The sequence below is a fragment of the Desulfoplanes sp. PS50 genome, from assembly GCF_053851535.1.
Window position 1 is genome coordinate 250,569 of sequence record NZ_JBSPZA010000001.1, and the last position, 13,911, is coordinate 264,479.

Genomic DNA, 13,911 nt, shown 5'->3' on the forward strand with positions numbered 1-13,911 from the left:
TGCGGTTATTTGGTCGGAATGATGTTCAGGACCTCATAAATAGCCGGAAGGCCCCAGATGGTCACAAAATAGAACAGAATGCCGCAGACAACTCCGGTACCCAGACCAACGCCGAACCGGGGCGTAAACCGGACCGCATCGATCTGTTCCTGATGGGCCTTGTGGTCGGCCGCGATCTCTGTTTCGGTTTTTGGGACCATTTTCCAGCCCGGCCAATTGTCCATGAACCAGTGGTGAACCAGCCAGATATTGATCAGCCAGATCATGGGGATCATGGGAAACTGCTGGGGATGGGAGAATCCCTTCTGGGTTCCCAGAAAGAGATGGGAAGTCCGGTAATAGATGATGTACAGGGCAACCGAACCGGCAAGGCAGATGGCCGTTCTGATGAATACGTTTACCGGCATGCTGAATTTTTTCGGCCAGTTGTTGCAATAGAAGGTCAGGAACAGGGCTGGGACCAGGAAGAAGATGGCCATCTCGCCGACGTGCAGCCAGCGCCAGTCAGGAGCGAAATCCCGACGGGTGCCGCGGATGGCTTCACCCCAGGTCAGTTCCTGGGCGAAGTACAAAAAGAAGTGCATGCACAGGGCGATGGCGATGATTCCGAAAAACGCGGTCAGCCGACGGGTCCAGTCGCTTTTGATCAGGTTGAAGGGGTAGCGCTCCCAGATGGTTTCCACCAGCCAGACGACCACGGTACAACACATGATCCAGGAGATATGGAAGTTCCCGGACACGGTATTGGCGAAGTCCTGCCAGTAAGGGGGAGCAATGGACGTGAAATACTGCCATGGGTGGTAGAGAATACCCATATGCGAATGCATGGTCACGAAATAGACGATGGTGGATAGAAAAAAGGTTGCAATGAGGATGGAAAATCCCTTGGCCGGTTGTTTGAGACCCTGCCAGGGCGCGTTTTCCATGGCCACGACCCAGGCTGGTGAAAGCCAGGAGGCAATGGCCGCGAACATGAGGATGGCCAGGGAGGCATACTCCACGGCAAAGAAACTGGTCACCCCGTCAAGTTTTTCCAATTGTTCCGGATTGAAATAGGCCAGGCCGTAATTGCCTAAAATGCCTTCGAAAAAGCCTTTGATCAGCACGACCATGATAACCACTGAGACGGCCGTGAGTACCGCTCCCTTGATAAGCGGGTGGGTTGTGTTCAGCCACTGCCGTTTGAACGGCCAGTAGCCGAAGATGTATACCATCCAGATGAGCATGATCAGCCACCATCGGCAATACATGTAGCCGACATACGGGGTGTACATGCGCATGAGCCCCCTGGGATCCTGAAAGATCCACCAGGTTGCGTAGAAAACCGCCAGTGTCAGCAACAGGCTGACCAGCGCGGGCACGGGACCGGCCCATCGCTTGACAAGTTTTCTTTCCTCAAGATAATTTTCGCCATACCTCTCCATAAATCCTCCTTGAACGGGTTGGGGTTTGTGGTCTGGCTACCTTGGACGGGATGTGCCGCGGCCAAACGTTACATCCCGTCCATCCTTCATGGGTATAAAGAGTCTTTCGACGTCTTTTTTCAGTTGGTTCTTTCCTCTGTTCTCCTACCCCTTTTCCCCTGCTGCAGTCTGCATCTGTGTCTGAAGGGCCCTGGCAATGGATTCCTTGTCTTCGGGATCGAGTCCCAGCCGATCCGCTTCCATGGCCAGAAGTTCCGGCGAAAGATCTGCAAGAATGCTCGGTCCGGCATTTGAAGCGGCCTCGTGTTCTTCGTCTGGCAGTGATGCCTCGAGCACTCCGTGCAGTCCCTGCAGTGTTTTTTTCAGCCCAGTGCGAAAGAAGGCCCGTCTGCCGGCATCGTGTCCTTTCATGAGAGCCCCTTGGGACACAGGGTCGAAGAGATCCGATTCCACACGGAAAAGTCTTCTCTGTTTTCCATGATTCTGCAGATATTCAGGATATGTTCCTGGGTGATGCGGATGATGTTCGCCTCGTTTTTGTCGCGCAATGCCTGAAGAATATTTACATGGCCGGCAAAGACGTCATCCCTGATCCTGCGATCCGTATCGAAAAAATGATCGGTCAGTATGGAGTCGATGTGCAGCATCTGTTCGACCTGTCTGACCAGGAAGGAATTGGAGGTGGCCATGGTGATGATCCGGAAGAAACGGGTGATCTCCGCCCAAACCCGTTCGTGATTGTGGGCGTACATGCCCTGGCTGAGGGTGATATTGCAGATCTGGAGTTCCTTGATCTGCGCCGGGGTGATGGACTGCATGCCTTTTTTCACGATGATCGGCAGAAAGATGAACATGGCCTCCAATTGTTCGGCCACGACCTGATGGGGGCTCGTGGATTGTCCGGAGAGGGTTCCGGCCAGCCGGGTTCGCAGATAGGTTCCGCTTCCCGGTTTGATGGTCACCAGTCCCTGGGCTTCAAGAGATCGAAGAAGTCCCCTGAGGGTGTTGCGACTGATGTGCATTCTGTCGGCCAGGTTCCGCTCGGCGGGCAACCGATCCCCGGTTTTGAGATTGTTTTCGAGAACCACTATCTCGAGCTCCTTGAGAAGTTCTGCACGACTTTCCACGAATCACCTTGAATGTTTGTTTCTCTGTTTTGGTAAACCAATATCTGTAGATATTATCTTGATGCAACAAAAAAGCGATGCCACGTATAAAATTGTACCAATTGAATAAAATTGTCGATCCAAATTGATTTTTGGTAGAACCAAAATGGACTTTTTAGCATGTTGATGAAGGAACGGAAAGGGGAGTTAAAGATTTGGGGACCTTTGGCTCCATGGGTTCAAGGATCGAAACCTAAAGCGCAAGTCGGGAAGAAAAAGCAGGGGAGGAAAGGACGATGGCGGGCATGTTTTAGGGCCGGAATCAGTCTCTCAGGGACCTTCGCCAGGACTTGATGGCCTCGTTCAGGGGGGTGAAGAGATCGTCAAAGTCTTCGGTTGTGGAACCTGTGAAGGCTCCCGGGGTTCGTGAGCAAAGAATGAGAACGGTGCGCAGGGCCTTGCGGCTGTGAAAAGGGCGGGCAAAGTAGGACCGGATGCCCTGGGGAACGAACAGGGCCCAGTCAATGGGCTTGATGCTTTCCTGGGTGTCATCCACGGTCAGGTGGTCGAGGCTGAAATGGTTGATGTCCTCGGCAATGGTTCCCTTGTAGGCAAACTTGGCCCCGTTTTCGATATCGAGAGAGGGGGTGCCGGCCGCATAGACATAGACCTTGTTTTTTTTGACATGCACATCGGAAAACATGACTGCGTCGAATCGCCCGGCAACAAGGGGAGAGAAGAGGACTGTCTCCAGAATGGTGGCGATGTCTCGTGGCGGCTGCTCCAGGCAGCGGGCCAGTTCATCGCGCAGGGATCTATCCCGGGGAAGTGTTGGATGTGGCTTCGGTGGGGTCGTGACCTGGGGATTGATAAAGGAAATGCGCAAGAGGGAACGGTTGCCGTAGACCAGATAGCGAACAATGGTCTCTGCGGTAAAGATTCTGCGTTTTCCATGCTGATAGAAATCGAGTTTTCCCGACCACCTTCTGTCCAGGGGGATCTGATCGAGCATGGTCGATACGGCTGTGCGCATGGATTCCCTGTAAAGATCGTCGAAAGTGAGCTTTTCCAGATCCTCCTTGCCTGATCTGAAGAGATCGCACACGGTCGTGTTGGCGTGCAGCACGCAGCGGGTTTCGAAGTCCAGAAGCAGGGTCGGGTTGTCGATATCGTCCACGAGAAGCTGCAGATTGATATCCTTGTCCACGATACTTTTGATCATCTCCACCGTGTCGCTGATGTTGAGCAAAAATCCGTAATAGTAGCGCGGGTCCCACGAATTGGTCGCCCCGGTCAGCTTGAGCCAGATGGTTCGATGATCCTCGGCACGGACCCTGAAAACCGTGGCCGCAGTCTTGCCCTGTTTGACCGCCTCCATGAATGCGTTGATCAGGTATTCGTCCTCGGACAGAACCACCTCCTGCCGGTAGCGGATGTTTTTAAGCAGCAACTTGCCGTCCAATCCCTGGGAAACAATATAGTTGTTGTTCAAAAATTCGATCCGGGACTTGGCGATCTCGATCCTCCAGAGCAGAGCCGGGAAGTCGTTGACAAAGCTCAGGAGGTCTTCGACGGACATGTCAGCCGTGGCCAGGCCGGCAACAAGATTGTGCGGGTCGTTTTCGTTCATCACAAGAAAAGGGTCATGGGTGGGGACGATCCGAAATGTTCGGAAGTATCCATATGTTAACACTGTCAGGTCATGCTCTATCTTAAAGAATACCGCTGTGAAGGGATGTCGTCAATCTATGTCCGTTAACATTGCGTAACCGTGTCTTGCCCTTGCCTGGACAAGGGATTAGGAGGGCCTGCGTATGCGAGATTGTTCGTAAGAAACCATTCACGGAGAGACCATGTTTTTTGATGCGTATCAGGGTTCGGTTTTGGCCATCGCCCACCGGGGCGCTCGTTCCCTGGCCCCTGAAAACACACTGGCTGCTGCAGAAAAGGCTCGGGAAGCGGATGCCTATGCCTGGGAAATGGATGTTCAGATGAGCCGTGACGGCCATCTGGTCATCACCCACGATGCAACCCTGGGGAGGGTGACCGACGTGGCCAGCCGGACGGAGTTTGCCTTTCGCAAACCCTGGCGTGTGGCGGATTTCACCCTTGAGGAACTCAGGTCCCTTGATTTTGGTTCTTTTTTTGCGACCGAGGATCCCTTCGGGCAGATAGATGCGGGAACTGTCTCTTGTGTGCAGGCAGAAGCATTCCGGGGAACCACCCTGCCAACCCTTGAAGAGGGGCTTCGGTTCACCCGGGATCACGGGTTTCGGATCAATGTCGAGATCAAGGGCCTCGAAGGCACGCCTGGTCATGGCATCGTTGTGCAACGGGCCGTGGAGATGATCGAGGGATTCGATCTTGTGGAACAGACGCTCATCTCCTCGTTTTGTTTCGATTATCTGCGCCAGGTCAAAAGGCTTCAGCCCGCCCTGCCCCTGGCCGCCCTGATGGAGGCGGACAATATGGGGCCCAAAGATATTCTTGAAACCCTCATGGAATTGGGGGTTCAGGCCTGGCATCCTGACAAGGAGATCCTCAAGCCCGAAGATCTTCGGCGGATCCTGGATGCGGGAATCTATGTGAACGTTTACACGGTCAACGATCCTCGCGAGATGCGTTTACTGGTGCTTCAGGGGGTGAGCGGACTGATCACGGATTTTCCCCAATTGGTCGGGCCGGTGCGGTGATTGGTGCCAGAATCATGCGATTTTATAGACAAAGGGAGGACTTTTTCAGGTCCTCCCTTTGTCTATGAGATAGAGTGAAAACCCATTGTCCTACTGGTTTTTCCGGGATTTCATGGCCACGCCGATCAGGATGAGCACCAGCAAAAAGAAAATGAACCACAGTCCGTTGTCGCCGGCTTCATCAACATGCTCGGGTGTGGCCTGGGCCTCCACTTCCTGGGCCTGCCGTTCGACCGTGTCCAATGCTTCCTGCTGGTTGGTGGTTTCCTGGATGGTTGTTTCAGCCTCTTCGGGTTCTGTCTGCCCGGCTTGCTCTGTATCTGCTGCCACGGCGTGATCTTCTTCTGCCCGGACGGCTTTTTCCGTGGTGACCTGTTTTTCAATTTCTGTCTGGGCAGGGGTTGCGCTCTCCTGGACAGGGGCAGGTTGTTGGGCAGGTTGTGCGCTCTCCTGCGAGGTTTTCTCCACACCATGGGACCCCGTTGCAGGCCCTGCAGCGGCCAGAATGGCTGCCTGATCGGGATGGGTGCCCAGCCAGACGATTTTTCCGGTGCCGATATCGTAGAGAGCCCCTTCGACCCGCAGGGTGCCTGCATTGATACGGGACCGCGTGGCGGCGCTGTTCATAAGCAGATCATTGATTCCCTGCCAGACATTGTTGATCACTGCGGCCGTCACCAGGGCGTCGCCTGTGAGTTGCGGGTTTTCTTTTTTGGTCTTGTTGACGGCCGGAATGATGTTGTCCACCAGCTGGGGAATGGATCCGTGTACTGGTTCGCCATGGACGACCGCGGTCACGGCACCGCAATGGGTATGACCCAGTACGAGCATGAGCGGCGTTTCCAGGTGGTCGACTCCGTACTCCACGGATCCGATCTCATCGACGTCGAGAACATTTCCGGCCACCTTGATGACAAAGAGATCTCCCACTCCCTGGTCAAAGAGAATCTCCACGGGAACCCGGGAATCGGAGCATGCAATGACCGTGGCGAAAGGATGTTGTCCCTTGGAAGTGGTCAAGTCGCGCCGTTGGCGATCCTGGTTGGGATGCACGGCATGGCCGGTGGCAAAGCGATCGTTTCCGGCCTTGAGCTGCGTCACGGATTCGTCGGGAGTGAACATGCGCTTGGCCGGGGTGGTCGCTGCCCATAAGGTGGTGCTCAAGAATAAAAGAACGGTCACGATACCCAGGGTTGTAGTCAGTGGTTTCATAGTCATCTCCTTTTGGTTGTATGGTCGGGTCAATATTGGATCATAGTTGAGAGACGCATGCAGTTTTGAGCATTATCCATTCGCAAAGACAGAGGCAAGTCTTTTTGCTCAAGCCCGGCAGGGTGTAGAGTATCTACCTGTTTTTTTGAAGATAAGGTATTTCAAACGGATCTGTGATAATTCATGGAACGAGCATCGAATTGTCATCTCCACGAGACTTTTTTATGAAAGAAAACAGAGCAGTCTGCAAGGATTTCAATTTGAAACAGCTTGAGCCTCCATCGAGGATGATTTCAATCGGTATTCGATAAAAAACAATATTTTTTATTCGGGATAGAGCCTACCCCATGGACCATCTCGGGACTATCCGGTAACGATGTGTCACAAACACAATGATACTCCAGGGAGTTGATCATGAAAACGAAGATAGTTGCCACACTGGGCCCTGCCTCCTCGAAGTATGCGACCATGAAGTCCATGGTTCAGGGCGGGGTCAGAATTTTCAGACTCAATTTTTCCCATGCCGATGCCGCGTCGTTTGCGCCCACGGTAAAGATGATCCGGGAGATTGAAAACGAATTGGACATTCCTCTGACCGCCATGGGGGATCTGTGCGGTCCCAAGATCCGGATCGGCGAAATCCCGGGAAGTCCTCTGGAAATTCACAAGAAGGGGATTGTCTGTCTGGGTCTCTCCGAGTTCAGGGACAAGGCCCAAGAATATCCGTTTTTGCCGCTGAATTTTCCCGAACTGCTCCACGGACTTGATGTGGGGATGCCGGTTTCCTTGAGTGACGGACTGCTCACCTTTACCATTACCCGGGTGATCGAAAGAGATAAATGTTTTCTCCTTGAAGCCCACAACGGCGGGCTTCTTACCTCGAACAAGGGGATCTGTTTTCCGGGCAAGGAACACGCCATCTCCGCCATTACCGACAAGGACCGCAAGGATCTGGACGAGGGATTGGAGATCGGATTGGACGCCGTGGCAGTCTCCTTTGTCCAGACCAAGGCCGATATCGTGGACGCCAAGTCACTCATTGCCCGTCATGGGACCTGGATTCCGGTGGTCGCCAAATTGGAACGCAAAAACGCCATCGACAACCTCGAATCCATTGTGGGACTGGCCGATGTGATCATGGTCGCCCGGGGGGATCTGGGCCTTGAATGTCCTTTGGCTGCCCTGCCGGTTATCCAGAACAAGATCATCCGGGCCTGTCGTCATGCTCAGAAGGCATCCATCGTGGCCACGCAGATGCTTCTTTCCATGGTCAAAAATCCCATCCCCACCCGGGCCGAGGCGACTGACGTGGGCAATGCCATCATGGACGGGGCGGATTGCGTCATGCTCTCCGAGGAGACCGCCATCGGATCCTACCCGGTGGATGCGGTGAACATCATCCAGGATATCGCGGCCGAATGCGAGCCCTATTATCTGGAGCGGATCAAGGGCCCTTATGCGCCCAAGCCGGAAAAGAATCCGCCCAAGTATCTGGCCTATGCGGCCTGTCTCCTGGCGGACAATACCGATGCGGCATCCATTGTCAGCCATTCGACCACCGGGGGTACGGCACGGTATCTTTCGAGCCGCCGTCCGGTGCAGGATATCGATGCCTTGACCTCTGATCCCTCGGTGATGCGGGGGATGAATTTTTTCTGGGGAGTGCGCCCCCATCTCGTGGATACCTCCATCAAGGCCCATGTCCAGCGGGCCGAGCGATTCATCGAGACCGCGCCCCATTTGAAACGCGGGGACAAACTGGTCATCACCTCGGGCGAGGCCACCCCTGGTCAGAAAAAGATCCAGACCAACGAAATCAAGGTGTATGTGAAGTAAATCGGACTCCAACCCGGGTCGAGGTGCTCAGGACCGACTTGTTTTATGGCCGGCCCACCCGTTGTGTCCGGTTTGAGACGTGGTGTCCCCGGCAGGTGTTGCATACACAACGCGGACCTCTCTTCGGAAAGGTCCGCGTTGTTGCGCGAATCATATAGCGACAAGGAAGTATCCATGGAACCGGAAGAGAGACGGTGTTGTCAATGCGGGCGATCATGTCCGCAAAAAGATTGCAAGACAGTGGACGGACAGGTCATCTGCCATGAATGCCTGTTCGGCACGACAAAAGGGCTGCGTTTTTATCCCATCGGTGTGGTGGAAAACGAACAACGCAAAAAGGGAACCTTCGGGCTGGATAAAAAAGGGGTCTCCCGACTCGTTCTGTCTCCCGGAATGGTCCGGTTCATGAACAGGGTCGAGGAGGAATCCCATTTGACCGTGGTCTGGTACACCCATGATCCGGGTCCGCTGGTGACCACGTTTCCCCGCCGGTGGGACGGCAAAGAGGTCGGTCCCTTTGCCGCGCGGACCCCCAATCGGCCCAACGGGATCGCCATCACCGAGGTAGAGGTCCTCGCCCGGGAAAATAACGTCATTCATGTCAGGGGATTGGACGCCATCGACGGCACCCCGATCCTGGACATCAAGGCCAGCATGGAGAGTCTGCGCAGAACCCCGAAGAAACCCCTGAGGGACGACGAATGAGCAAAAAGAGTCCCGTGCAGACCGAAGCCCCCTCCTCCCGGCGTGTCCTGACCATTGCCGGAGGGCATTTTGTTCATGACGTCTATTCCAGTTTTCTGGCCCCGTTTCTTCCCCTGATCATTGCCCGGTCCTCCATCTCCATGACCCTGGCGGGTCTTTTGACCGTGTTCTTCAGGTCAAGTTCCCTGATCAATCCCTTTCTGGGCATTCTGGCCGATCGCAGGGATCTGCGGATTGTCTTTGCCGGCGCTCCGGCGGTCACGGCCGTACTCATGTCGAGCCTGGGGCTGGCCACGAGCTATCCGATCCTCTGTCTCATGCTCCTGGTGGCCGGGGTGAGCGCCTCCATGTATCATGTGCTCGGTCCTGTGTTCGTGGCCCGATTCTCCGGAGACAGGATCGGCCGGGGCATGAGCGTGTGGATGGTTGCCGGGGAGCTCGGCAGGACTGTCGGTCCGATGGTTGCGGCCGGAGCCGTATCCATACTCGGATTCGAAGGGGTCTGGGGCATAGCGATCTTTGGAATTCTCGCCTCTGTTCTTTTGTACCGCCAGATCCGTGATGTCTCCCCTGTTGTCCAGGAGCACGACCACAAGGTTTCGGTTGCAGCCACCTGGAAGGAACTGCGGTTCGTCATGCTGCCCATGGCCGGGCTGCTGGCGGCACGGGGTTTTCTGACCGGCACCCTGGCCGGATTTCTGCCCACCTATATGGTCATGGGCAAGGGGCACAGCCTGCTCATGGGCGGCATGGCCCTGGCCCTGTTCGAATTGGTGGGCACGGCAGGATCGTTTGCGGGCGGGTCGATCAGCGATCACATCGGCCGCAAGAAGGTGCTCTATGTCGGCATGGTTCTTGGTCCGGCCTCGCTGCTCATGTTTGTCCACGCCAGCGGATGGACGGTGATTCCCTGTCTCGTGAGCATCGGGATCTTTGTTTTTGCCTGCTCACCGGTTCTTTTGGCAATCGTTCAGGATCATGCCGGAAAAAACCGGGGTGCGGCCAACGGATTGTACATGGGGCTCAACTTCGGGATCACCTCCCTGATCCTGCTTTTGGTCGGCTGGGGTGTGGATCGGTTCGGGTTTGCCGCCACCCTTTCCGGGTGCGCCGTGATTTCGCTGCTCAGTCTGCCATGTATACGGGCCCTGCCGGAGAGAAGAGAGAATGGAGACGGGAGTAACGGAGACGGGAGACAGGAGACAGGAGACAGATGACTCGACAGACACACGGACGGACACGGATGCACACGGACGGACACGGACATGCACTGACGGGCACGGACGGGTAATCGCGTGTTTGTTTGGGGGTTTCAAGGGAACGGTTTCGGTAATTGTCAATTGAGTTGTCGCCTTTTCTGCGCACTGCGCACTGTGTACTGCCCACTACCTGCTACTGCCTGCTGCATCATCTGTCCTCTCCATCATATTCCTTTTTTTCCGGCCAGAGGGCGGTGAGCACGTCCTCGGTCAACTCTTCGATGGATCGTTCCGCCTGCAGGGTGTGGGCAGCGACCATCATGTACAGGGGTTCGCGTTCCCAGAGCAGTTCGCTCATTTCGTCCTGCAGGGGGTTGTCCCCAAAGGGCGGGCGCTGGGTTGTGGAACCGCTATCCTGTTCGATCCGCCGGGCCAGAAGCGGGGGGTTGCCCATGAGATAGAAGCTGGTTCCGTTTTGATGGAGAAGATCGCGGTTGGCCGGCGAGAGCACGATCCCGCCTCCGGTGGCCACGATCTGCCCCCTTTTCGAGCATATTTTTTCAAGAACTGCTGATTCCCGCTTTCTGAAGCCCTCCCATCCCTCTTCTTCCACGATTTCCCGGATGTTCTTTCCTGCCTTTTCTTCCACGAGCCTGTCCGTATCCGCAAAGGGCGCGTCCAATGTTTCGGCAACCTGCTTTGCCAGGGTCGTCTTGCCGCTTCCCCGCAGGCCGACAAAAAAAACGTTTGAGGTTGCCAGATCAAAGACAACGTGTTCGGTTTTGCCAAAGGTCATGGTTTCATCGGGATTTTCAACATCAATTTTTTTGCAGATAAAAGATTTCATAGAGTCTCCGTGTGTGTCAGATTCATTGGAAAAAAACAGGATCATCTCCTTGCGACAGGAAAATGCCTTCCACTGCTTTACAATATTTTTTTTCAGGCTTACGCTCCCCCTATTTTCAAGGTCCTGTCACAACCCGGTCCTTGTATAATCAGGGATAAATGGGTGCAAGGATGATTATGGACACGTTTTTTGACCACAAGGAGGAACGAGGTCTGCGCAGGTCATGCGCGACAAGGAGGTGCAGTCATGCAAAAAGCGGCCAGGAATCTCGTGGAAAGCATGTTGAAACAGGCAGGGATCACTCCCGGGGGAAATGATCCCTGGGACATCAGGGTCTATGATGACCGGCTCTACAACAGGGTCCTTTGTGAACACAATCTGGGTCTTGGCGAGGCCTATGTGGAGGGATGGTGGGATTGTCCCCGGGTGGATGCCTTTATTTCCCGGGTTCTTGCAGCCGGGGTCAGGGATCGTTTGACCGCCAATATCAAACTCTTTCTCAAGGCCCTGCCCACCTATCTGCTGAACAAACAGACCAAAATCCGGGCCACCAAGGTGGCCAAGGTTCATTACAACCTGGGCAATGATTTGTTTGCCACCTTTCTCGATCCCTACCTTCAGTACAGCTGTGCCTTTTTCAAGGATACGGATGACCTGGACACGGCCCAGCGCGCCAAGATGGATCTCATCTGCAACAAGCTCGAACTTAGGCCAGGTGACCGGGTCCTCGATATCGGCTGCGGCTGGGGAGGTCTGGCCAAATACATGGCTGAAACATACGGATGCCATGTTACAGGGGTGAACATCTCCGACAATCAGATCGATTACGCCCGGTCATTGTGCAAATCCCTTCCCGTTACCATTGTCAAAAAGGACTACCGGGACGTGGAGGGCAGATTCGACAAGATCGTTTCCGTGGGCATGTTCGAACACGTTGGATCAAAAAATTATCAGACTTTCATGCGCAAGACTGCTTCGCTTCTTGATGAGCAGGGGATATTTCTCCTGCACACCATCGGAGGAAACGCCCCCAATGTCCGCTGTGATCCCTGGATCACCACCTACATCTTTCCCAACGGCATGCTCCCGTCCATCGATCAGATCGCCCGGGCTGCGGAAGGGCTCTTTGTTGTGGAGGACTGGCATAACATCGGTCCCTATTATGATCCCACGCTCATGGCATGGCACAAACGGTTCACGGCCAGGTGGGAGAGTCTGCGTCCGACCTATGGTCAGGCCTTCAAACGGATGTGGGAATATTACCTTCTTTCCTGTGCCGGGGCCTTCCGGGTCAGAGATATCCAGGTCTGGCAGATTGTCATGACCAAGCAGGGACGCCGTCAACCTGTCTGCCGGTAGACGACTGTCGGCTCTTTCATGGGGCCTGGTCTCTGTCAAAAACCGGATTGCGGTGTTTATGCGCGGCATGCCTGTTTTTTCATTTTTGGGGAACGGTTGACCTTGTACATTGTCAGACGTACGTTTCATTTGGACTCGGGATGCGTTTTTTTTTTTTTCAACATCCGAACATATAATACCAGCCCTATACCCCACAGGAAATGATGCCATCAACAATCAGATTCGCCCATCGGGTCGAGCAATTGGGTACGGAAACCGCCTTTTCCGTGGCCGCCAGGGCAGCGGCCCATGCGGCCAGAGGCAAGGAGGTCTTTCCCTTTCACCTCGGGGACATGAATCTGCCTACCCCGGAAAATGTCATGGAAGCGGCCTGCAAGGCCATGCACGAGGGCAAGACCGGATACAATCCGAGCTTCGGCATCCCCCAGCTCCGGGAGGCACTGGCCAACGATATCAACCGAACCCATGGAACCGAATACGGCATGGAGAACGTGGCCATCCAGCCCGGGGGCAAGCCGGTCATCGGCAAGTTCCTTCTGGCACTCATGAATCCCGGGGACGAGGTCCTGTATCCCAACCCCGGTTTTCCCATCTATGAATCCATGATCGAGTTTCACGGTGGTGTGGCCAAACCGTACGGGTTTATTCCGGGCACGGAAAATTTCGCCCTGGATCTCGCCGGCCTGGAGGCATCCATCACCGACAGGACGCGGCTGCTCATTGTCAATGACCTGCATAATCCCACGGGCGCGGAATGCGGTCTTGAAGAACACAGACGTCTGGCCGAGCTGGCCGTGAAACATGATCTCATGGTTCTCATCGACGAGGCCTATTTCGATGTCCGCTACGAAGGGGAATCCAGATCCCTGATCAGCCAGCCGGGCATGACCCAGCGCAGCGTGATTTTGTACACCTTTTCCAAGCGGTTCGCCATGACCGGGTGGAGACTGGGTGCTGCCATCGGCCCCAGGGAGATTATCAATATTATAGGTACCCTGAACGTAAATGACGAGTCCTGTTCCAACCATTTCATCCAGTACGGGGCCCTGGAAGGGTTGACCGGGGATCAGACCGGAGTGCGCAACATCCTCGAAACCCTGAAAAAGCGTCGCGACGTGTGTGTGGATCTTTTAAACGACATCCAGGGCGTTTCCTGCTACCGCCCCCAGGTGACCTTCTATCTCTTCCCGGACGTGACCGAGGCCATGGCAGCCAAAGGGATTGACGATTACCAGTGTTTTGCCGACGACATCCTGGAGGCCACCGGGGTGTCCATGTGCACCCGCGCCCACTTCGGCCGGCCCTTGCCCGGAGAGACCAGAAAATATGTCCGTTTCGCCTATTCCGGTATCGATGTTGACCGGATTGAAAAGGGCATGGGCAGGCTCAAGGGGTATCTGGAAGGGTAGATCGGCAGGCAAACCACCACGGGTTCAGCCAAAAACGGCCCGCACATGATACAATGCATGTGCGGGCCGTTTTTGTTTTTTGGATTATGGGGTTGCCATGGAGTCAAGGGGCAGTGAACCG

At 54.9% G+C, this 13,911-nt stretch carries 12 protein-coding genes; 6 read left to right on the forward strand and 6 right to left on the reverse strand.

Features of this window, described 5'->3' with window-relative positions; genetic code table 11:
- Positions 1–5: 5 nt before the first annotated feature.
- From ACTVJH_RS01125 to ACTVJH_RS01140, 4 genes are all read right to left on the reverse strand, one after another.
- The gene (locus ACTVJH_RS01125; protein WP_455986601.1) at positions 6–1,424 is read right to left on the reverse strand and encodes a hypothetical protein; all 1,419 of its coding nucleotides are present in this window, start codon (positions 1,422–1,424) and stop codon (positions 6–8) included.
- A gap of 144 nt (positions 1,425–1,568) precedes the next feature.
- Entirely contained in the window at positions 1,569–1,835 is a 267-nt protein-coding gene (locus ACTVJH_RS01130) for a hypothetical protein (protein ID WP_455986603.1), read from the reverse strand.
- Positions 1,832–2,551 carry a FadR/GntR family transcriptional regulator gene (locus tag ACTVJH_RS01135; RefSeq protein WP_455986605.1) on the reverse strand — a complete coding sequence of 240 codons (720 nt, stop codon included), beginning with the start codon at positions 2,549–2,551 and terminating at the stop codon, positions 1,832–1,834. Before ACTVJH_RS01135 ends, ACTVJH_RS01130 begins: the two co-directional genes overlap by 4 nt.
- Before the next feature lie 301 nt (positions 2,552–2,852).
- Positions 2,853–4,160 (reverse strand): PAS domain-containing protein, encoded by a 1,308-nt coding sequence (locus tag ACTVJH_RS01140; RefSeq protein ID WP_455986607.1) that lies wholly within the window; start codon positions 4,158–4,160, stop codon positions 2,853–2,855.
- A gap of 223 nt (positions 4,161–4,383) precedes the next feature.
- Between ACTVJH_RS01140 and ACTVJH_RS01145 the strand changes: the two genes are divergently transcribed.
- A complete protein-coding gene (locus tag ACTVJH_RS01145; RefSeq protein WP_455986609.1) occupies positions 4,384–5,223 on the forward strand; it encodes a glycerophosphodiester phosphodiesterase in 840 nt (279 codons plus the stop codon).
- Between the two features lie 90 nt (positions 5,224–5,313).
- Here ACTVJH_RS01145 and ACTVJH_RS01150 read toward each other — a convergent pair whose 3' ends face one another.
- Positions 5,314–6,435 carry a carbonic anhydrase gene (locus ACTVJH_RS01150; protein ID WP_455986611.1) on the reverse strand — a complete coding sequence of 374 codons (1,122 nt, stop codon included), beginning with the start codon at positions 6,433–6,435 and terminating at the stop codon, positions 5,314–5,316.
- Positions 6,436–6,849: 414 nt separating this feature from the next.
- Between ACTVJH_RS01150 and pyk the strand changes: the two genes are divergently transcribed.
- The 3 genes from pyk to ACTVJH_RS01165 all read left to right on the forward strand — a co-directional run bounded on the left by pyk (position 6,850) and on the right by ACTVJH_RS01165 (position 10,193).
- Complete coding sequence (pyk, locus tag ACTVJH_RS01155) at positions 6,850–8,271, forward strand: pyruvate kinase (RefSeq protein ID WP_455986613.1); 1,422 nt, start codon at positions 6,850–6,852, stop codon at positions 8,269–8,271.
- Positions 8,272–8,445: 174 nt separating this feature from the next.
- Positions 8,446–8,976 (forward strand): TrmO family methyltransferase domain-containing protein, encoded by a 531-nt coding sequence (locus tag ACTVJH_RS01160; RefSeq protein ID WP_455986615.1) that lies wholly within the window; start codon positions 8,446–8,448, stop codon positions 8,974–8,976.
- Positions 8,973–10,193 carry an MFS transporter gene (locus ACTVJH_RS01165; protein ID WP_455986617.1) on the forward strand — a complete coding sequence of 407 codons (1,221 nt, stop codon included), beginning with the start codon at positions 8,973–8,975 and terminating at the stop codon, positions 10,191–10,193. The genes ACTVJH_RS01160 and ACTVJH_RS01165 overlap by 4 nt, the downstream gene beginning before the upstream one ends.
- 190 nt (positions 10,194–10,383) lie before the next feature.
- On the opposite strand, the gene aroL is transcribed toward ACTVJH_RS01165, so the two are convergent.
- Entirely contained in the window at positions 10,384–11,022 is a 639-nt protein-coding gene (gene aroL, locus ACTVJH_RS01170) for a shikimate kinase AroL (protein ID WP_455986619.1), read from the reverse strand.
- Positions 11,023–11,268: 246 nt separating this feature from the next.
- Here aroL and cfa point away from each other — a divergent pair, with 246 nt between their 5' ends.
- Both cfa and ACTVJH_RS01180 read left to right on the forward strand, forming a co-directional pair.
- Complete coding sequence (gene cfa, locus ACTVJH_RS01175; protein WP_455986621.1) at positions 11,269–12,381, forward strand: cyclopropane fatty acyl phospholipid synthase; 1,113 nt, start codon at positions 11,269–11,271, stop codon at positions 12,379–12,381.
- A 200-nt stretch (positions 12,382–12,581) separates the two neighbouring features.
- Positions 12,582–13,790, forward strand: coding sequence for a pyridoxal phosphate-dependent aminotransferase (locus tag ACTVJH_RS01180; RefSeq protein ID WP_455986623.1), 1,209 nt, complete (start codon positions 12,582–12,584; stop codon positions 13,788–13,790).
- The last annotated feature ends 121 nt before the right edge of the window (positions 13,791–13,911 follow it).

What these genes read in the sequence shown, in the direction of transcription:
- ACTVJH_RS01160 (WP_455986615.1), top strand. Translation starts at nt 8,446, where the DNA reads ATGGAACCGGAAGAGAGACGGTGTTGTCAATGCGGGCGATCATGTCCG.
- pyk (WP_455986613.1), top strand. Translation starts at nt 6,850, where the DNA reads ATGAAAACGAAGATAGTTGCCACACTGGGCCCTGCCTCCTCGAAGTAT.
- ACTVJH_RS01140 (WP_455986607.1), bottom strand. Translation starts at nt 4,160, where the DNA reads ATGAACGAAAACGACCCGCACAATCTTGTTGCCGGCCTGGCCACGGCT.
- ACTVJH_RS01150 (WP_455986611.1), bottom strand. Translation starts at nt 6,435, where the DNA reads ATGAAACCACTGACTACAACCCTGGGTATCGTGACCGTTCTTTTATTC.
- cfa (WP_455986621.1), top strand. Translation starts at nt 11,269, where the DNA reads ATGCAAAAAGCGGCCAGGAATCTCGTGGAAAGCATGTTGAAACAGGCA.
- aroL (WP_455986619.1), bottom strand. Translation starts at nt 11,022, where the DNA reads ATGAAATCTTTTATCTGCAAAAAAATTGATGTTGAAAATCCCGATGAA.
- ACTVJH_RS01125 (WP_455986601.1), bottom strand. Translation starts at nt 1,424, where the DNA reads ATGGAGAGGTATGGCGAAAATTATCTTGAGGAAAGAAAACTTGTCAAG.
- ACTVJH_RS01165 (WP_455986617.1), top strand. Translation starts at nt 8,973, where the DNA reads ATGAGCAAAAAGAGTCCCGTGCAGACCGAAGCCCCCTCCTCCCGGCGT.
- ACTVJH_RS01145 (WP_455986609.1), top strand. Translation starts at nt 4,384, where the DNA reads ATGTTTTTTGATGCGTATCAGGGTTCGGTTTTGGCCATCGCCCACCGG.
- ACTVJH_RS01180 (WP_455986623.1), top strand. Translation starts at nt 12,582, where the DNA reads ATGATGCCATCAACAATCAGATTCGCCCATCGGGTCGAGCAATTGGGT.
- ACTVJH_RS01130 (WP_455986603.1), bottom strand. Translation starts at nt 1,835, where the DNA reads ATGAAAGGACACGATGCCGGCAGACGGGCCTTCTTTCGCACTGGGCTG.